Consider the following 16,994-nt stretch of genomic DNA (forward strand, 5'->3'; position numbering starts at 1 on the left):
CGAGGCCACAACCCAAGAACTGAAGCCTCGTCACAGTAAGCACCGTTGCAGTACTAGGCCGGTGCCTGGCCGGGGGGTTCGGCGGGCTGGTGGTCGGGGCATTCCAGGCGCAGCTCGCCGTCGCCGAAGGGCGCGTCGACGAAGGCGCAGTGGTGCGGACGGTCCGGGTCCTCGGGGTGGGCGTCGGGGCGGTAGAAGCGGCAGGTGACGCAGGTGCGCGAGACGGGGATCGCCTGATGCCGTTGCAGGACCCGGATCATCGCCGTGGTGCCGCGCAGCATGGCCGCGACGTCCTGCTCGCCCAGCGCGTCCAGGGCCTCCCGTAGCGGTGCGGGGATCGCCGCGAGCCGGTCGGCCTCGGCGCGGCCGTCCGGGGTCAGCGTCAGTGCCACCGTGCGGGTGTCGAGCGGGTCGCGCCGGCGGTCCACCAGCTCCTTGGCCGTCAGGGCCCGGACCGCGTCGCTGACCGTGGGGGCCGTGGACGCCAGGGCGGTGACGATCTCGCCCTGCCGCCGGGGCCGGCCGTCGCCCGCCAGGAAGAGCAGGATGTCGGCCTGCAACGGCGTGAGCTTGGTGGGGCCGGCGTTGTGCCAGGCGCTGAGCCGCACCGCCTGCCCGAGACGGGTCAGCCCGATCAGCAACTGCTCGCTGGGGGACAGTCCCGGCAGTGCGCCGTCCATCCGATCCTCCTTCGCGCCATGACCCGTGGGCCGGCCACCCCGGCGGAAACCGGCCTGGCGGGCCTGTTGCATTCTAGGCAGTGCCAACTATATTTGGCACTGCCAACTAACCCGCCCCGGCGGGTCACCCGGCACCACCCCTTCGTCATCCGAGGAGCACCTTCATGTCCCGTCTGTCCACCGTCGACCCCGACTCCGCCGCACCCGCCGCCAAGGTGCTGCTCGACAAGGTCGACCGCATGCTGGGCGCGACGCCCAACATGATGCGAGCGATGGCGGTCTCGCCCGCCGTGCTGGAGGCCTACCTCTCCTTCAGTGGAAGCCTGGCCAAGGGCCACCTCTCCGCGGCGGTCCGCGAGCAGATAGCCCTGGTCGCCGCCGTCGAGAACTCCTGCGCCTACTGCTACGCCGCCCACCACGTCCTGGGCGCCGGCGCGGGTGTCAGCGCCGACGACCTGGCGGCCGGTGGGCACGCCGAGGCCGCCGACCCCAAGGTCACCGCCGCCCTGCGGTTCGCCCGCGCGGTCATCCGCGACAAGGGATTCGTCTCCGACGCCGACCTGGCGGCGGTCCGGGCGGCCGGCTACGGCGACGGTGAGATCGGCGAGATCATCGGTGCGGTGGCCCTGAACACCTTCACCAACTACTTCAACTCCGTCGCCCGCACCGAGCTGGACTTCCCGCCCGTGGCCCTGCCGCAGTAGTCGAGGGAGTCGGAGAGGAGTCAGGGGGTGACGTAGCAGGCCCCGACCGCCCGCTCGCGACTGTGGGGGCCGCGAGCGGGCTCACCTTCCGGCACCCGGCCGTCCGGTGGGTGACGGTCGCCGGGCCGGACCTACTGGTCCCGGTCGACCGTCACGGCCATCTTGCCGAGTGCGCGACCGCTCTCCAGCACCCGGTGGGCCTCGACGATCTCCTCGAACCGGAACGTCCGGGTGGGCCGGCCGCGCAGGACGCCGGCCTCGACCTTGGCGAAGATCTCCGCCCACGGGATGTCGGAGAGCGGGAAGTCGGCAGTGCCCAGCACGAAGGCGCTGCCGAAGAAGCTGAGCCGCACCCCGCTGGGCAGGTCGGTGATCGGGTCGAAGTCCGGCACCGGGGCGAAGCCGCCGAGGAAGCCCAGCTGGCAGACCCGGCCGCGGGGTCCGACGGTGGCCAGCGAGTCGCGCAGGACACTGTTGCCGACCACGTCGAAGACCGCGTCCACGCCGATGCCCCGCGCCCTGACCTGGTCCGCCAGGTGCCCGTCGTCGATCAGCACGTGCTCGGCGCCGAGGTCCTCCAACAGGGCCGCGTGGGCGGGGTTCCGGGTGGTGGCGAGGACCCTGGCGCCGTGGTCGACGGCCAGGTCGACGGCGGCCTGACCGAGCGAGGAGGTCGCCCCGCGCACCAGGACCCGCTCGCCCGGCCGGACGTCCAGGGTGCCGAACAGACCGCTCCAGGCGGTCGCGTACACCTCGGGCACGGCTGCCAGGTCGGCCCAGCCGAGCGAGGAACGGACCGCCACCACGTTGGTCGCCGGCACGGTCACCAGCTCGGCGTAGCTGCCGTCGCGGGTGCGTCCCATGCCGCCCAGGATGGCCACCACGGTGGTGCCGACGGGGAGTTCACCGGACGGGTCGGCCTCGACGACCCCGGCGCACTCGATCCCCGGGACGGCCGCGACGGTGCCCCAGGCGCCGGCGCGCATGTAGGCCTCGGCGTGGTTGAGACCGAAGGCCCGGACCCGGATCAGCACCTCCCCGGCCGCCGGCACGGGGTCGGGGAGCTCGGTGACGGTGAGTACCTCGGGGCCGCCGTGGGCGGAGATGACGATGGCCTTCATGATCGGAATCCATTCTTGAATAGTGGTTCATCTATTGGGCCGGAAAAAGAGCCACCGTGGGCGGTGGCTCGGGGGTTGATCGTTCGGGTGCGGGGTGCGGGGTGCGGGGTGCGGGGTGCGGGGTGCGGGGTGTCAGGTGAGGGCGGCGAAGGCGTTGTCGGCGATCGCGCGCAGGACCGCCTCGTCGGGGTTCGCCTTGCCCACGACCATCAGCCCCTGGCAGGTCGCCACCAGCAGCTTGGCGCTGCCGCCGGGATCGACCGCGGCTCGCACCTCGCCCCGGGTGCGCGCGTTCACCAGTGCCGCGGTCATGCAGCGCTCCAGACGGGCCAGGTGACCCCGGACCACGGCGGCGGCCTCGTCGTCCTCGGCCGCCTCCTCGATCGCGGTGTTCACCAGCAGGCAGCCCTGTCGGCCCTCCGGGCTGAGCAGGTCGCGCACCAGCCCGTCGAAGTAGCCGCGCAGCTCCGCCAGGCCGGCGCCGGGGGCGTCCAGCTCGCCGAGCTTCTGCGGCACGACCAGCCGGGAGTAGCGCTCCAGTGACTTGAGGAACAGTGCTCGCTTGCCGCCCGGGAACGCGCTGTAGATGCTGCCGGGCTTGACCCCGGTCGCCTTCACCAGGTCCTCGATGGAGGTGGCCCGGTAGCCCCGCTCCCAGAACCGGAGCATGGCCTGGTTGAGGACGGTCTCGGGTTCGAACTCGCGGGGGCGGGGCATGTGCCCACTATACATGAATGGCTATTCAAGAACGGGAGGAGACTCGCCGGCCCGGTGTCCTCGGTGCGGACTGTCTCCGAATATTCGGACATACCGTCACATAGAGTGCGCCTTGCGGCTGTCGGCGCCGCTCGCCCCTCGGGGCGGCCGACCGAGGAGCCCGCACGACCGTCATGTCATCGCCCGTTCCGAGCCTGCCGCCGCCGCGCTGGTCGAACGCCTTCGATCCGGGGCCCGCAGCGCCGAACGGCACGCCCGAGCCCTTCCCAGGAGGACCCACACCGTGCAGCGAACCAAGCCGACGCAACGAACCATCCGTCTCGGCCTCGCGATCGCCACCGCCGTCGCGGCCGTGGCCGCGACCACCCCGTCCGTCTTCGCCGCCACCACCGGCGGGATGCACGGCCGTGGCGCCCACCACGCCGTCTTCGTCCAGACCGACAATCCGGCCGGCAACCAGGTCGTCGCCTACCACCGGGCCGAGGACGGGCAGCTGACCCGGACCGACACGTACGACACCGGCGGGCTCGGCGGCGTGCTGGAGGGTTCGGTCGCCGACCACCTCGCCTCGCAGGGGTCGCTGACCTACGACGAGCGGCACGCGCTGCTGTACGCGGTGAACGCCGGCAGTGACACCGTCACCGTCTTCGCGGTGGACGGCGACCGGCTGGTCCGGCGTCAGGTCATCGCCTCCGGGGGCCGCTTCCCGGTCAGCGTCGCGGTCCACGGCGACGCGGTCTACGTCCTCAACGCGCTGGACGGCGGCTCGATCCAGGGCTTCGTCGTCACCGACGGGCACCTGGAGTCGCGGGCGGACCGGCACCGCTGCCTGGGCCTGGACCCGAACGCCACCCCGCAGTTCACCCACACCCCCGGCCAGGTCGGGTTCACCGGGGACGGCTCGAAGCTGGTCGTCACCACCAAGGCGGGCGGCAACAGCCTGGAGGTCTTCGACCTGGACCGCTCCGGCGCCCCCGCACAGTCACCGGTCGTCACCACCCAGCCCGACACGGTGCCGTTCGGCTTCGTCGAGCACGGCGAGCACGACATCCTGCTCACCCAGGCCGGGCCGAACGCGGTGGCCACCGTCCGGATCCACGGTGACGGCACCGCCACCCAACTGGCAGCCGTGGCCACCGGACAGTCGGCGACCTGCTGGATCACGGCCGCGGGCGGGTTCCGCTACGCCTCCAACGCCGGCAGCTCGACCCTCTCCGGCTTCCGGGTCGACGAGCACGGCCGGCTGACCCCCCTGGGGAACACACCCACGGGTCCCGGCACGGTCGACTCCGCGGCCTCCGAGGGCGGCCACTTCCTCTACGTGCAGACCGGCGTCAACGGCGGCCTCGACTCCTTCCGGGTCAACACCGACGGCTCACTGACCGCCCTGGGATCCGAGACCGTCCCCGATGCGGCCGGCGGCGAGGGCATCGTCGCATTCTGACCCCGGTCAGCGGGCAGCCGGGAGTTGTGAGCCGACGCCCGACCGCGGGTCCGCGGTCGGCTGTCGGCTGACCTGATTCCTTTGTACGGAAGATCACGAACACGAGGCGGCGTCGGGCTCAACTGCCTGACGGAGCGACCATGTCCGCGGCCAGTGCCGCGTAGATGTACTCGCTGCCCCAGCGATCCCCGTCGAGGTCGTTCTCGACCAGGTGCGCCTCCCGACGCATCCCGAGGCGCTCACAGACCCGTACGGAGCCGGTGTTCTCCACGTCCAGCCGTGCGTAGAGCCGGTGCACGCCCAGCGTGTCGAAGGCGAACCGGGCCAGCGCCAAGGCCGCCTCGCTCGCATAGCCCTGCCCCTGGTGACGCGGGTCGAGGGTCCAGCCGATCTCGGCCTGGGCGGCGCGGGCATGGGCCAGGGTGAGCGTCACCTCGCCGAGGACGCCGGGCGCATCACGTCGGCACACGGCAAGTGCCAGCTTGTCCCCGTCGACGCGCCAAACCGACTGCGCCGCGCGCTCGGCCGCAACCTGCTCACTGCGTTCCCGGGTGTGCGCCGGCCGGTACAGGTAGCGCGCCACGCTCGGCAGGCTCTGGTAGGCGTAGAGGTCGTCGGCGTCGCCTGGAGTGAACAGACGCAGCGACAACCGGGGCGTGGTCATCGGCAGCAGCGGGGCGACGTCCATGCGGACCTCCGGGACGCGGATCTGGATCAAGACGCGGATTCTCGCATCACTACTGACGGGCAGCCACGCCTTTTCGACTGCAGGGCCCGGCGGCATCCCAGGGGTTGTTCACTGGCCCACGCTCCTGGGGTGCGAAGTACCAGCAGTACAGGCAGTGGTGATCCCGGCCCAGGCAACGGCCGCGGTGTGGAGCCGTTCCCGTCCGGCACTGGCCAGAGCCGTGCGCAGCGGCTCCGGAACGGCGAAGACGACGAAGCCCGTCATGGGTCATGGGAACCACGTCTCGGAGCGGGCTCTCCGTGCCCGTCAGGAGCGCTTCCCACCTCGCCCTTGGCACCACTCGGTGGCCGTCCGCCCGCGCGAGGTCCGGCGCGGGCGGACGGCCCTGCGCTCGGGCGGACGGTCTCCTAGCCGATGGTGAGGACGGCGCTCGCCTGGCCCAGCTGGACGCCGTTCTGGCTGAGCGTCACGGTGACGGTGAAGGCGCTCGCCTGGCAGCCGGCGAGTACCAGGTAGGACGTGCTGGCGGCCACCCGCTGGTGCGCGGCGAAGGCGACCGTGCGGAGGAAGGGGTCGACGACCGGGCAGCCCTGGGGGAAGCCGCCGGTGGCGCTGGTGAAGCGGCCGTACCAGGTCTCGGAGACGGTCTGGGCCTGACCGGTGCAGTTGGTCGCGGTCAGCGTGGCGGTTGAGCCCTGGCCGGGGGAGACCTGGGCGGGCTGGAACGCGAGGCTGTTGATCTGCACGACGCCCGAGCAGGCGCGGGCCGTGGCGGACGCCGCCGGGTCTGCCGCCGCCATCGCCGGGCCGGCGCCCGCCAGGAGGGCGGTGCTCGCGGCGGCCGCGGCGGTCGCGAAGGAGAGTCTGCGCAGCATGTCGGAATCCTTTCGAGTACGGATCGGGGGCCGGCCGCGGAAGGGTGTCGAGCGCCCGAGGCCGGCACCAACGTGGCAGCAGCGAAAGGAAGTTGCAACGGCCAGCTGGCTTCCCGGAGTTGTCCAGACCAGAACCGGCCGGATTCGCCTCGAGCGCCCCGAGCCGGCGCGGTTGGCCGCCTACTGGGCGGGGTACCGAGGCTGCGACCGTGGCGGCGGATCCGGTGGTGGGGGACACCGCGGGCCGGTCCGCGCCCGGGCTGATCGGATTCCCGCAGAAGGAGTGAAGAGTTGACACGTCGCTGGCTGGTGACCGGATGTTCCTCGGGCCTGGGACTGGCCCTCGCCACCGCGGTGGTGGCCGCGGGCGACAGCGTGCTCGCCACCTCCCGCCGACCGTCCGCCCTGGACGCGCTCGCCGCCGAGCACCCCGACCGGGTGGTCACCGCCACCGTCGACGTGCGGGACGCGGAGCAGTGTGCGGCGGCCGTCCAGCTGGCGTGCGACCGCCTTGGCGGGGTGGACGTCCTGGTCAACAACGCGGGGGCCGGCGTCTTCGGCGCGGTCGAGGAGGTCTCGGACGACGAACTGCGCGCCCAGCTGGAGGTCCTGGCCGTCGCTCCGTGGCGGTTCGCCCGCCTGGTGCTGCCGCTGATGCGCGCCCAGGGCCGTGGGCACATCCTCAACGTCTCCTCGCTCGCGGGCCGGATGGCCTTTCCCGGGCTCGGCGCGTACGTCGCGGGCAAGTACGCCCTGGAGGGCATGAGCCAGGCGCTGGCCGCCGAGGTCGCGCCGTTCGGCGTGCGGGTCACCGTGATCGAGCCCGGTGGCTTCGCGACCGAGTACGGCAGCGCGCTCGCGGAGAGCGCCGCCCGCCTGCCGGTCTACGAGCCGACCATCGGGCCGGTGCGGGCCGGCCTGCGCGGGATGGGGGGCAACCCGGAGCTGAACCGGCCCGAGGACTTCGCCGCGCTGGTGCTGCGCGCGGTCGGCGCCGGCTCGGTCCCGCTGCGCCTGCCGGCGGGCCCGGACGCCTACGCCTACCTGGAGATGATCGAGGAGCAGGCGCGCGCGGAGTTCGCCGCCGCCCGGGTGTTCGCACTCGGTGCGGGTGAGGCCGGTGAGGCCGGTGAGGCGAGTGACGTCGGTGAGGCCGGGGGCCTGCTGCCCGGGCAGGCCGGGGACCCACAGGCGGACCCCGCGCCGACCTCGGCGTAGCTCCGGTGGTGGGCTCCTGCGCCGGCCCCGTCGCCGGCGCAGGAGCCGGTCCTCAGGGGGTGACCGGGCCCTCGTCCAGCGGCACGGCGCCCCCGGGCACGTCTCCCACGGGCGCGTCGTGCGGCGGCGCGGCGTCCAGCGGCGCGTCTAGCAGGGCGAGCAGCTCGGGGTGGACCAGTGCCCCCGGCAGACGCGGATGCGGCGCGAGGACGCCCGCGCTCCGCAGCCGGTCCAGCGCCGGCTGCGGCGCGTACGGGATCCGCTCGCGCAGCCACGGCGCCGACACCGCCGGGGTGCCCCGCAGTTGCTCCAGGACGGCGGCGGTGGCCGGGTCGGCGGCGACCCGCTCCAGCGCCGTGTCCAGCAGGCCGCAGTAGGCGGTGACGGTCGCGGTGCGGTGCCGGGCGGTCTCGGTGACGGCGCGGGCGAACACCTCGCCCCAGCGCGCCCAGTCGCCGTCGGCGCCGGCGACCAGCGCCTCGTCGTGCTCGCGCCGGTGGCCGTGGACCCAGCCGTCGAGGTCGAGCAGCAGTCCCGGCATCAGTCCGGCCGCCACCAGGTCGCACTGGCTCAGCAGGCGCACCATGCGGCCGTTCGCGTCGGGGAACGGATGGATCGTCAGCAGGCCCAGCGCCGCGAGCGCGGCGGCGTCCAGCGGCGGGGAGGTGGTGCCGGCGCCCCACCGGTGCCAGCGCTCCACGTGCGCGCGCAGCGGCTCGCCGGCGGCGACGTCGATGGCGAAGGCCCGCCCGTCCGGCCAGGTGACCAGCGCGCGCGAGCGGTGGAAGCCGCCCCGGGCCGGGATGTTGGGGTCGGCGGCGATCAGCAGCCGGTGCAGCTCGGCGAGCGAGTCCGGGGCGAAGCACGGGCGCCGGCCGGGCTGTTCCCGCAGCTCCTCGCGCACCGAGTGGACCGCCAGCAGGCCGGCGGTGGCGCGGTTCTCGGCGGGCGCGGAGAGCTGCTCGGCCAGCTCCGCGGGGTCGGTGGCGCCGACGTACCGCCGGTGCAGCTTGGTGCGCACGCGGGGCCGGTGGAACAGGTCCGGGTCGGCGAGCCGGGCCGCGGCCGTGCTGAGCGCGGCCAGCGCGTCGAGCGCCTCGCGGCGGGCGGCGGCGGGCACCGCCTCGGCGTCGGACGGCGGCACGACGGGCAGGACCCGTCGCGCCGCCGGGGAGGTACCGGAGGGCATCAGCAGGAGCGACCCGTCACGACACCGGTGGGCATGGTGACGTTCACGTACTCGGTGGTGTCCGCGGACCACAGGTGCTGGGTGGTGATCGCGTACACGACGGTCTGGTACTGCACGTTCAGCGCCCAGCTCTGCCCCGGGTTGAGGGTGACCTCGACGCCGTAGCTCTTGGCGATCGAGGTGTTCAGCTGGGTCCCGAGGGTGGCCGTCAGCACCTCCGCCGCGGTCGCCGAGATGTTGGTGCTGACCTGGTAGGTCACCGTGTAGGTGGTGGTCTCGGTGATCTTGGCGACGCCGTTGGAGCTGTTGCGGTAGCAGTTCTGCTGCTCGTCCCAGGTCTTGCCCTTGCTGTAGACCCTGCTGCCGGGCTGCTCGCCGCTGCTGCCGCCCCCGCCGTAGCTCATCGGGATGCCCGGGTCCGCGGGGCTGCTGGGCATGATGCTGCGCTGCCCGGTGATGATGACCTTGGGCAGGCCGGGGACCGAGTCGCCCGGGTTGCCCTCGCTCATGTCGAAGCCGCCGGTGGCGCTTCCGGTGCCGTCGCCGTCGCCGGAGGGGTCGCCCGGGTTGCCGCCGGGGTCACCGGGGCCGTCCGGGTCGTCGGGGCAGGAGGTCTGGCCGTCCTCGTAGCAGGTGTCGGCGTAGGCGTGGTGCGGTGCGATGACCGCGGGCACCGCGGTGAGCACGGTGGCTCCCAGCGCGGTGGCGAGCACGAGCTTCCTGAGATTCATGGGCTTCTCTCGTGAGGACGGTTCGACGGCGAAGGCTTTCCACCGTCGGCATGCGCGGCGAACTGGCCCAGGGGGCAGCGGCGTTCGGTCTCCCGAAGCCACCGGACGGGGTAGTCGCGGGCGGTGCTTCGCCGGCGCGGCGCCACCCTCGCAGACTCACGTCACATAAGCCAGAATGAATTTCAGCCACGACCTCACTCATCTCTGTCACTGAGCGCCACGGTTGCGGGTCGCCGCCGCGGAGGGTCGCTCGTCTCCTCGCGGCCGCGGGGCGCGCCGGATCGGCCGGCTCCGGTCGCGCAGCCGTCCGGGGGACGACGGTGTGCCGAACATCGGCGGCGAAGGGCGGCGCGGCCGCCGCGATCGGGTCCGACCGGCCCGCCGGGGGGCACGGTGCGGGCCGGTCGGTGCCGCCGACCCCGGTCCGGGCGGCGGCGGACGTCGCCGGGTGCGGTGACGCATCGAGCACGCCGCCGCCGCCCGGATGGCCGGAACCGATCAGTCCGGGCCGGTTCCCGACAGAAAGAAGCAGGTCCATCGAGGGTGTTTCCGCCTGCCTGCGAACGCGTACGCTCCGAACTTGTTCTCAACGAACATGTTCGTTACGTTGGTCTCATGACAGTGCACCCCCACCACCCGATCGCCATCGTCGGGGCCGGCCTCGGCGGCCTGACCCTGGCCCGCGTCCTGCACCTGCACGGCATCGAGGCCGCCGTCCACGACCTGGAGGCCTCGCCCGCCGCCCGCGCGCAGGGCGGCATGCTCGACATCCACGAGGAGTCCGGGCAGCGGGCCCTGCGCGCCGCCGGTCTGGAGCGGGAGTTCCGCGCGCTCGTCCACCCGGGCGGCGAGGCCGTGCGGGTCCTCGACCGGCACGCCGTGGTCCGGCTGGCGGAGGACGACGACGGCGAGGGGGGCCGTCCCGAGGTCGACCGTGGCTCGCTGCGCGACCTGCTGCTCGGCGCGCTGCCCGCGGGCACCGTCCGCTGGGGTGCGAAGGTCGCCGCGGCAGGCCCGTTGGGCGGGGGCCGGCACGAGGTGACCCTCGACGACGGCGGCGTGTTCACCACCGACCTGCTGGTCGGCGCGGACGGTGCCTGGTCGAGGATCCGCCCGTTGCTCTCCGTGGCCAGGCCCGCCTACTGCGGGATCTCCTTCGTCGAGGCCGACCTGCCGGACGCCGACAGTCGCCACCGCGCGAGCGCGGCCGTGGTCGGTGGCGGCATGCTCTTCGCCCTCGGCGCGGGCCGGGGCTTCCTGGCCCACCGCGAGGCCGACGGCAGCCTGCACGTCTACACGGCGCTGCGGGTGCCGGAGTCCTGGCTCGACGGGATCGACTTCACCGCCGCCGACACCGCCGCCGCGAAGGCCGCCGTGCTGGCGCACTTCGCCGGCTGGGACGACAGTCTGCGGGCGCTGGTCGCCGATGCCGAGGGCCCGCTGATCCCGCGCCGGGTGCACGCCCTGCCGGTCGACCACCGCTGGGAGCGGGTGCCCGGCGTCACCCTGCTCGGCGACGCCGCCCACCTGATGTCACCGTTCGCGGGGGAGGGTGCCAACCTCGCCATGCTCGACGGGGCCGAGCTGGGCCTGGCCCTGGCCGCCCACCCGGGCGACGTCGAGGCCGCGCTGACCGCCTACGAGCAGGCGCTCTTCCCGCGCAGCGCCGGCGCCGCCGCCGAGTCCGCCGCCGGGCTGCTCGCCTGCTTCGGTGCGGACGCGCCGCAGGGGCTGCTCGACCAGTTCGCCGGCCGGCAGGAGCAGTCGGCCTGACCGAGCCGGCTCGGCCCGGCAGCGACGGCGTGACCTCCCCGTCGGACCGGCCCGCTGTCCCGGCTGGGGCTCAGGCCCCGGTCTGGCGTTTGGTGCGGCGGCGGGCCACCGCGAAACCGATGACCAGACCGACCAGCAGGGTGACGGTCAGGACCAGCCACAGCGGCAGCGTGACGGTGGGGATCCACAGCTTGATGGCGACCGACTCGGTGTTGGCCGCGATGAACCAGATCGCGAGGACCGCGAGGATGCCGAGACCGATGGTGCGCAGGCGGAATTCCCGGCCCTTCACGGTGAGGGCCGACGGGCGACGCGGAGGTGTCTGTGCCATATGTCCAGTATCAGACCATTTCGCTCTGACCTCGCCCTCAGCCCCGCGGGAGAGGCCCGCCGCCCCCCGCGCGAGCCGGTGGCACCCGGGCCCACGCCCTCGGTTCGTACACCGCCACCGATGCCTACAGCGGTGGCGCCGGCGGCTGGTGATCGGGGGCGGCGAGCAGGTTGAGCGTCTCGGCGAGCTGCTCGCGCGCGTCCGGGTCACCGATCAGCCCGTCCGCGTCGAGGGTCCCGCGGTCCACGGTGAGGCGGCGGCAGGCCGCCTCGACGATGGTCGCGCCGGTGTAGGTCAGCACGGTGCGCAGAGTGGCTTCCGCGCCCTGGCCGCGGCCGGGGGCGGCGGCGTTGATCCAGGCCACCGGCTTGTCGCAGATCTCGGTGCCGCCGACCGTCCAGTCCAGCAGGTTCTTGAAGGAACCCGGCAGCGTGCCCGCGTACTCCGGCGCGCAGATCAGCAGGGCGGTCGCGTCGGCGATCGCGGCGCGCAGCTCGGCGACGGAGGCGGGCAGCGGGTCGGTGTCGTCGTCGGGGTTGAAGTGCGGCAGGGCGGCCAGGCCGTCGTAGCGCACGGTCCGCAGTGGGGCCGGCGCCACCGCCGCGGCGGTGCGCAGCACCACCTCGTTCGAGGAGGCGGTCCGCAGGCTGCCGGAGAGCAGCAGGATGTGAGGGGAGGTCAGCATCGGGCCAACCTACCCGCCCGGCCAACCTACCCGCCCGGCCAACCTACCCGCCCGGCCGGCCGGCGCGACCGGCCCGCAGGTCGGTCTCCCGCAGCCAGAGCAGTTCGGTGAGCCGGGCGAGCCCCTTCGCCAGGTGCCGGCGGTAGGTCGTCATCGGCAGGTCCAGCAGGTCGGCGGCGCGCTGCTGGCTGGGGGCGGGCTGCAGGTAGGTGTGGTGCAGGGCGCGGAAGGCCCGCCGGTCCAGCGGCGAGGCCTCCAGGGCGGCCGCCGCCTCCAGGAGCGCCTCGCGCAGCACCCGGGTGGCGTCCGTGCGGCCGTCGGGGGCCGAGGTGACCAGGCGGGCGCGCAGCAGGTCCGCGCCGTGCAGCCCGTCGGCCCGGCCGAGCCCGCGCACCGCCTGCCGCACCCCGGCCGCGAACTCCTCGCGGCTGAACTCCGGGTGCGTGAACGGCTCGTGACCGAACAGCTCATGGCCGAACTCCGCGCGGGCGAACGGTTCCCGGTCGGGTGTCCCGGAGTGCGGCGGCGCGGGCGCGGCGGGCAGCGCGCGCGGATCGTCGCCGGCCTGGCGACCGCAGAGCAGGTCCAGCCAGGCGAGCGGCGGGGTGCGCCGCCAGTCGTGGGCGAAGACCCCGTAGCGGTGCCCGCCGACGGTGAAGTCGGCGCCCGGGGCCCGGGTGAAGTCGACGTAGGCGCAGCTCAGTTGCCAGCGCTCGGGCTCCGCGAACGGCAGCAGCGTCAGCGCGGGCGGGCGGCGCGTCAGATAGCCGTGGGTCAGCCGAAGGGTGATCAGGAGCTGGACGGCGGAGACGTCCTGGTACTGCTCACGGCTCATCCAGTGCCGCACCAGCAGGGCGTGCTCGCCCGCCCGCAGGTCCCCGCCGTCCCGGTCGAGCAGCCAGCCGCGGGCGGCTTCGACGGCCGGATCCGCGGGGGCCGCCGGGCTCGCGGACCCGGTGGGACCGGTGGGATCCGGCTCCCGGCCGAGGACGACGACCGTGCTGAACCCCTTGGGCGGACCACCCGGCTCCCGCACCACGCTGGTGGTGGCCGCCGGGTGCCCGTCCCAGGCGGCCAGCAGCTCCGCCGAGTCGCGGCCCTCGTGCGCCTCGGTCATCGCGCGCAGCGCCGGCAGGTCCCCGGGTGCGGCCGGGACGATGGTCAGCCGCTCCAGCAGCGGGGGAGCGGCGTCCCGGACACTGTCCAGGACCGGGGTGAGCACGGTGGCGACCGCCGGACTGTCCCGGTGCAGGAAGGCGAAGTCCGTGAGCACCGTGCGCTGGCGGGCGTGGTCGCCGGCGTCGAAGAACCGCTGGTAGTACGCGACGGCCCGGCGGGTGAGCGCCGCCCGGCGCTCGGGGGCCCGCCAGCGCAGCCGGGCGTCCAGCGCGCGGCGCACCAGGTCGTGCGGATACAGGCCCCGAGTGCCGCGGTGGACGGCGGACAGGCCCTGCAGCCAGTCGAAGACGTCCCCGGCGTCCGGCACCTCCAGCAGGGCCGCCAGCAGCGGCTCGGTGGTCACCAGCACCTGGGCCGAGGCCTCCAGTGCCGCTCGGTGCAGCGCGGAGGGGACCGCCTCCAACAGGTGCTCCAGCAGCGCCTCCACCACGCTGGGCGCGTCGCCGAGCCGTCGCAGCCCGGTCCCGGTCTGCCGCCACAGGTCGGCGGCCAGCGCCAGGGCCAGCGGGTGGCCGTGGGTGGCCCGCACGGCCCGGTCCCGTTCGGGCCCGGGCACCCCGCGCCGCCGCAGCAGCTCGCGGCTGTCCGCCGGATCCAGCGGGCCCAGCGCCATCGGGTGCAGCAGCCCGTGCCAGGCCGGGTCGGTGCGCCAGGCCAGCGGCGGGGCCTGACGGGTGGCCAGGAGCACCAGCGCGTCGGCGGGCAGCAGGTGCAGCAGCCGTTCGTCGAGGCCGCCGGGATCGTCCACGATCGCGTCGGCGGGGTCGAGCACCAGCAGCACGGCCCGGGCGCCGGCGAGTCGGGCGGCGAACTCGCCGTCCGCGAGGTCCCGCGCGAGCTCCTCCGCGTCCGGCCGCAGCAGCGTGCGGCCGGCGGCGACGCCCTGCGCGGCCAGCCAGTGCACGAGCGCGCTCTTGCCGATGCCCCCGGGGCCGTGCACGTGGACGACCGCCCCCGCCCCCGACGCCAGCAGTGCCGCGAACCGCTCGCCCTCCGCTCGGCGGCCCACGAAACCGCGCTCGCGCCCCTGCGCGAGCCGGTCGGCCAAGCGCCCAGCCACTGCCACCCCCACCGGTCGATCGACGCCAGTCTCCGGGCGCCCGCGGCGCGGTGTCAACGGCGTGCGGCGGCGTTCCGCGGGCGCCCGCGGCCCGTGCCCGCCGGGGCGGCGCCGCGCGGCAACGGGCATGAAACGGACCGGAATTGGACGGGAAGTGGACGGTGGACGGCCTGTCGGGTGGATCCGGCGCCGCACTACCTTCGGGTCATCGCCGGCGCCGGTCCACCAGGCGTCGGGAACGCCCCGGCCGGGCGACCGTTCGGCCGTTCCAGGAGAGGACACCACTCATGAACACCACCACCACCCCGCGGGCGGGCCGTCGCGGCAGCCGGATCGGGCTGGGCCGACTCGGCCGCCTGGGCCGGTTCGGGACCGCGACCGCGGTGGCCGTGAGCAGCGCGGCCGCGCTGCTCACGTTCGCCGGCAGCGCGTCCGCCAACCAGTTCTACGGCGGGACCCTGCACCCCGGCGAGCAGCGGTGCGTGCAGCAGTACGCCGCCTACCAGGTCCGTGGCGACGGCCAGGCCACCGGGCAGGGCGCCAAGTTCAAGATCCAGTACAACGGCGCCACCGTCGCGGGGACCGGCTCGCCGGGACTCACCAGCGGCTGGGCCGCCGAACTGCGCACCAGCCTGGGCACGTTCCCCGGCGCGGGCTACTACACCGCGTGCGCGACCAACAACGGCACCGCCGACACCAACGTGCGCCTGCAGCTGCGCACCGACGCCGAGTTCAGCTGACCCGCACGGCGCGGCGGGCCGTGGGGCCGTCCGGGAGCGGGCAGGGCTCCCGGACGGCCGGACCAACCGGTCCCGCGGACGGCGGTCAGCTGACGCTGACGGCGCTCCAGGCCGCGGCGATCGCGTTGTACTCGGCGCTGTTCGCGCCGTAGAGGTCCTTCGCCGCGCTCAACGAGGCGGTGCGCGCGCCCTTGTAGGTGGTGGTGGAGGTCATGTAGACGGTGAGCGCGCGGTACCAGATCTTGGCGACCTTCTGGTTGCCGATCCCCTTCACCGTGGAGCCGTTGCAGGTCGGGCTGTTGTAGGCGACCCCGTTGATGGTCTTGGCGCCGCTGCCCTCACTGGCCAGGTAGAACCAGTGGTTCCCCACGCCCGAGGAGTTGTGGACGTCCAGCTGGCCGACCTTCTTCGTCCAGCAGTCGGCGGACGAGCCGTCCAGCGACGGCTTGTCGAAGCGGCGCAGCCACGGCGGGGTGGACTGGTCGCTGAACAGGTAGTCGGGGGTGTCGACCTTGCTGTTGGCGTACCACTCGACCATCGTGCCGAAGATGTCGCTGGTGGACTCGTTGAGGCCGCCGGACTCGCCCGAGTAGCGCAGGTTGGCCGTCGCGCTGGTGACGCCGTGGGTCATCTCGTGGCCCATGGTGTCGAGGTCGACCTGCTCGGGGTCGGTCACGCCGTCGCCGTCGCCGGTCAGCATGCAGAAGCAGGTGTCGGACCACTCGGCGTTGTCCCACTTGGTGCCGACGTGCACGAAGACGGTGGCGCCCTTGCCGTCGTTCTTGATGCCGTTGCGGCCGAAGGTGTTCTTGTAGTAGTCGTACGTCCAGGCCGTGTTGGCGTGGGCGTCGACGGCCGCGGTGGCCCGGTCGGTCGAGAACTTGTGCCCGTCGCCCCAGACGTTGTCCGCGTCCGTGAAGAGCACGCCGGAGGTCGCGGTGATCGAGCCGGCGTCCAGGTTGTGCGCGTCGCGGGTGGAGTGGCCGCGCACCGGGTCGACCAGCGCGTAGCCGCCGGTCTGCGCCTTGGTGTCGATCGAGATGGTGCCGGTGTACTCCGAGTTCCCGGTGCCGGTGGCCTCCTCGGAGGCGTCGTAGGCCTCGATCTGCTCGCCGGTGGTGGCGTCGGTGACGACCACCCGGCTCGCCGGCTCGCCGTGCGCGCCGACCCCGGCGACGGTGGTGCGCCAGGCGAGCCGCGGCGTGCCGTCGGCGGCCCAGACGACCAGCTCGGGGGTGCTGGTCGCCTCGCCGATGCCCTGGGCACTCTGCAGCGCGTGGCCGGCGCTGGCCTGGGCGGAGACGGCCGGGACGGTGGACTTCACGGCGGCGTCGTGCGCGGCCGCCCGGGAGGAGTCCTCGAGCCGGCCCCGGGCGTCCTGGTGGACCACCAGGTCGCCGCCGACGACGGGCAGTCCGTGGTACGTGCGGTCGAAGCGGACGTGCTGGGTGCCGTCCGGGTCGATGATGACGTCCTTGACCAGGAGGTCCTGGCCCGCGCTGAAGCCGAAGACCGCGGCGTTGCCGGTCACGTTGGCCTTGGCGTGCGCGATGGCCGCCTCGCGGGTGCTGACGGCGGCGGCCGGACCGGTCTGGACGGTCACGGCGAGCAGGGCGGCGGTGGCCGCGACCGCTATCGCGGTGGGGACGCGACGGCGGGGGGAGGAGGTGGGGCTCACTCTGACTCCTGTCGGGTAGCTGCAGGGATTTGAGCTGGGTCAGAGCTTGACGATGAACAGCCAATCGGCGCTATCCGTCAGGCAAAATCTTGACCAATCCGTGTCCAAGTGCGCGTCCCGATCAGTCAAATGATGTACGGGTTCAAAGGTTTGATGTCCCGTCCGCGCGTGAGCCCCCGGT

General features: G+C 73.9%; 16 protein-coding genes. 5 read left to right on the forward strand and 11 right to left on the reverse strand.

Features of this window, described 5'->3' with window-relative positions; translation table 11 throughout:
• Positions 1-53: 53 nt before the first annotated feature.
• Entirely contained in the window at positions 54-680 is a 627-nt protein-coding gene (locus tag ABD323_RS25370; protein WP_344444259.1) for a MarR family winged helix-turn-helix transcriptional regulator, read from the reverse strand.
• A gap of 164 nt (positions 681-844) precedes the next feature.
• Here ABD323_RS25370 and ABD323_RS25375 point away from each other — a divergent pair, with 164 nt between their 5' ends.
• Positions 845-1,384 (forward strand): carboxymuconolactone decarboxylase family protein, encoded by a 540-nt coding sequence (locus tag ABD323_RS25375; protein ID WP_344444260.1) that lies wholly within the window; start codon positions 845-847, stop codon positions 1,382-1,384.
• A 131-nt stretch (positions 1,385-1,515) separates the two neighbouring features.
• On the opposite strand, the gene ABD323_RS25380 is transcribed toward ABD323_RS25375, so the two are convergent.
• Positions 1,516-2,505 (reverse strand): zinc-binding dehydrogenase, encoded by a 990-nt coding sequence (locus tag ABD323_RS25380; protein ID WP_344444261.1) that lies wholly within the window; start codon positions 2,503-2,505, stop codon positions 1,516-1,518.
• Between the two features lie 132 nt (positions 2,506-2,637).
• Positions 2,638-3,222 carry a TetR/AcrR family transcriptional regulator gene (locus ABD323_RS25385; protein WP_344444262.1) on the reverse strand — a complete coding sequence of 195 codons (585 nt, stop codon included), beginning with the start codon at positions 3,220-3,222 and terminating at the stop codon, positions 2,638-2,640.
• A gap of 283 nt (positions 3,223-3,505) precedes the next feature.
• Between ABD323_RS25385 and ABD323_RS25390 the strand changes: the two genes are divergently transcribed.
• Positions 3,506-4,666 carry a lactonase family protein gene (locus tag ABD323_RS25390; protein ID WP_344444263.1) on the forward strand — a complete coding sequence of 387 codons (1,161 nt, stop codon included), beginning with the start codon at positions 3,506-3,508 and terminating at the stop codon, positions 4,664-4,666.
• A 118-nt stretch (positions 4,667-4,784) separates the two neighbouring features.
• On the opposite strand, the gene ABD323_RS25395 is transcribed toward ABD323_RS25390, so the two are convergent.
• On the reverse strand, positions 4,785-5,354 hold the full coding sequence (locus tag ABD323_RS25395; RefSeq protein WP_344444282.1) for a GNAT family N-acetyltransferase: 570 nt from the start codon (positions 5,352-5,354) through the stop codon (positions 4,785-4,787).
• 407 nt (positions 5,355-5,761) lie between these two features.
• On the reverse strand, positions 5,762-6,229 hold the full coding sequence (locus ABD323_RS25400; RefSeq protein ID WP_344444264.1) for a hypothetical protein: 468 nt from the start codon (positions 6,227-6,229) through the stop codon (positions 5,762-5,764).
• Between the two features lie 291 nt (positions 6,230-6,520).
• Here ABD323_RS25400 and ABD323_RS25405 point away from each other — a divergent pair, with 291 nt between their 5' ends.
• Positions 6,521-7,447: an SDR family oxidoreductase gene (locus ABD323_RS25405; RefSeq protein WP_344444265.1), complete on the forward strand. Its 927-nt coding sequence runs from the start codon at positions 6,521-6,523 to the stop codon at positions 7,445-7,447.
• Between the two features lie 52 nt (positions 7,448-7,499).
• Here ABD323_RS25405 and ABD323_RS25410 read toward each other — a convergent pair whose 3' ends face one another.
• A complete protein-coding gene (locus ABD323_RS25410) occupies positions 7,500-8,636 on the reverse strand; it encodes a Fic family protein (protein ID WP_344444266.1) in 1,137 nt (378 codons plus the stop codon).
• Positions 8,636-9,367 carry a DUF6426 family protein gene (locus ABD323_RS25415; protein WP_344444267.1) on the reverse strand — a complete coding sequence of 244 codons (732 nt, stop codon included), beginning with the start codon at positions 9,365-9,367 and terminating at the stop codon, positions 8,636-8,638. Before ABD323_RS25415 ends, ABD323_RS25410 begins: the two co-directional genes overlap by 1 nt.
• A 615-nt stretch (positions 9,368-9,982) precedes the next feature.
• On the opposite strand from ABD323_RS25415, the gene ABD323_RS25420 reads away from it, so the two are divergent.
• A complete protein-coding gene (locus ABD323_RS25420; protein WP_344444268.1) occupies positions 9,983-11,140 on the forward strand; it encodes an FAD-dependent oxidoreductase in 1,158 nt (385 codons plus the stop codon).
• Positions 11,141-11,210: 70 nt separating this feature from the next.
• On the opposite strand, the gene ABD323_RS25425 is transcribed toward ABD323_RS25420, so the two are convergent.
• From ABD323_RS25425 to ABD323_RS25435, 3 genes are all read right to left on the reverse strand, one after another.
• Positions 11,211-11,471 carry a lipopolysaccharide assembly protein LapA domain-containing protein gene (locus tag ABD323_RS25425; RefSeq protein WP_344444269.1) on the reverse strand — a complete coding sequence of 87 codons (261 nt, stop codon included), beginning with the start codon at positions 11,469-11,471 and terminating at the stop codon, positions 11,211-11,213.
• Positions 11,472-11,595: 124 nt separating this feature from the next.
• Positions 11,596-12,156 (reverse strand): NADPH-dependent FMN reductase, encoded by a 561-nt coding sequence (locus ABD323_RS25430; protein ID WP_344444270.1) that lies wholly within the window; start codon positions 12,154-12,156, stop codon positions 11,596-11,598.
• Positions 12,157-12,199: 43 nt separating this feature from the next.
• On the reverse strand, positions 12,200-14,395 hold the full coding sequence (locus ABD323_RS25435; RefSeq protein WP_344444271.1) for a hypothetical protein: 2,196 nt from the start codon (positions 14,393-14,395) through the stop codon (positions 12,200-12,202).
• 287 nt (positions 14,396-14,682) lie between these two features.
• Between ABD323_RS25435 and ABD323_RS25440 the strand changes: the two genes are divergently transcribed.
• Positions 14,683-15,135 carry a hypothetical protein gene (locus ABD323_RS25440; protein ID WP_344444272.1) on the forward strand — a complete coding sequence of 151 codons (453 nt, stop codon included), beginning with the start codon at positions 14,683-14,685 and terminating at the stop codon, positions 15,133-15,135.
• A gap of 85 nt (positions 15,136-15,220) precedes the next feature.
• Here ABD323_RS25440 and ABD323_RS25445 read toward each other — a convergent pair whose 3' ends face one another.
• Positions 15,221-16,813, reverse strand: coding sequence for a M4 family metallopeptidase (locus ABD323_RS25445; protein WP_344444273.1), 1,593 nt, complete (start codon positions 16,811-16,813; stop codon positions 15,221-15,223).
• Positions 16,814-16,994 lie beyond the last annotated feature (181 nt).

Source organism: Kitasatospora nipponensis, from assembly GCF_039528135.1.
GTDB classification, from domain to species: domain Bacteria; phylum Actinomycetota; class Actinomycetes; order Streptomycetales; family Streptomycetaceae; genus Kitasatospora; species Kitasatospora nipponensis.

Excerpts from the sequence above, each read along its gene's own strand:
- ABD323_RS25370 (WP_344444259.1), bottom strand. The coding sequence starts at position 680 with ATGGACGGCGCACTGCCGGGACTGTCCCCCAGCGAGCAGTTGCTGATC.
- ABD323_RS25375 (WP_344444260.1), top strand. The coding sequence starts at position 845 with ATGTCCCGTCTGTCCACCGTCGACCCCGACTCCGCCGCACCCGCCGCC.
- ABD323_RS25380 (WP_344444261.1), bottom strand. The coding sequence starts at position 2,505 with ATGAAGGCCATCGTCATCTCCGCCCACGGCGGCCCCGAGGTACTCACC.
- ABD323_RS25385 (WP_344444262.1), bottom strand. The coding sequence starts at position 3,222 with ATGCCCCGCCCCCGCGAGTTCGAACCCGAGACCGTCCTCAACCAGGCC.
- ABD323_RS25395 (WP_344444282.1), bottom strand. The coding sequence starts at position 5,354 with ATGGACGTCGCCCCGCTGCTGCCGATGACCACGCCCCGGTTGTCGCTG.
- ABD323_RS25400 (WP_344444264.1), bottom strand. The coding sequence starts at position 6,229 with ATGCTGCGCAGACTCTCCTTCGCGACCGCCGCGGCCGCCGCGAGCACC.
- ABD323_RS25410 (WP_344444266.1), bottom strand. The coding sequence starts at position 8,636 with ATGCCCTCCGGTACCTCCCCGGCGGCGCGACGGGTCCTGCCCGTCGTG.
- ABD323_RS25415 (WP_344444267.1), bottom strand. The coding sequence starts at position 9,367 with ATGAATCTCAGGAAGCTCGTGCTCGCCACCGCGCTGGGAGCCACCGTG.
- ABD323_RS25420 (WP_344444268.1), top strand. The coding sequence starts at position 9,983 with ATGACAGTGCACCCCCACCACCCGATCGCCATCGTCGGGGCCGGCCTC.
- ABD323_RS25425 (WP_344444269.1), bottom strand. The coding sequence starts at position 11,471 with ATGGCACAGACACCTCCGCGTCGCCCGTCGGCCCTCACCGTGAAGGGC.
- ABD323_RS25430 (WP_344444270.1), bottom strand. The coding sequence starts at position 12,156 with ATGCTGACCTCCCCTCACATCCTGCTGCTCTCCGGCAGCCTGCGGACC.
- ABD323_RS25440 (WP_344444272.1), top strand. The coding sequence starts at position 14,683 with ATGAACACCACCACCACCCCGCGGGCGGGCCGTCGCGGCAGCCGGATC.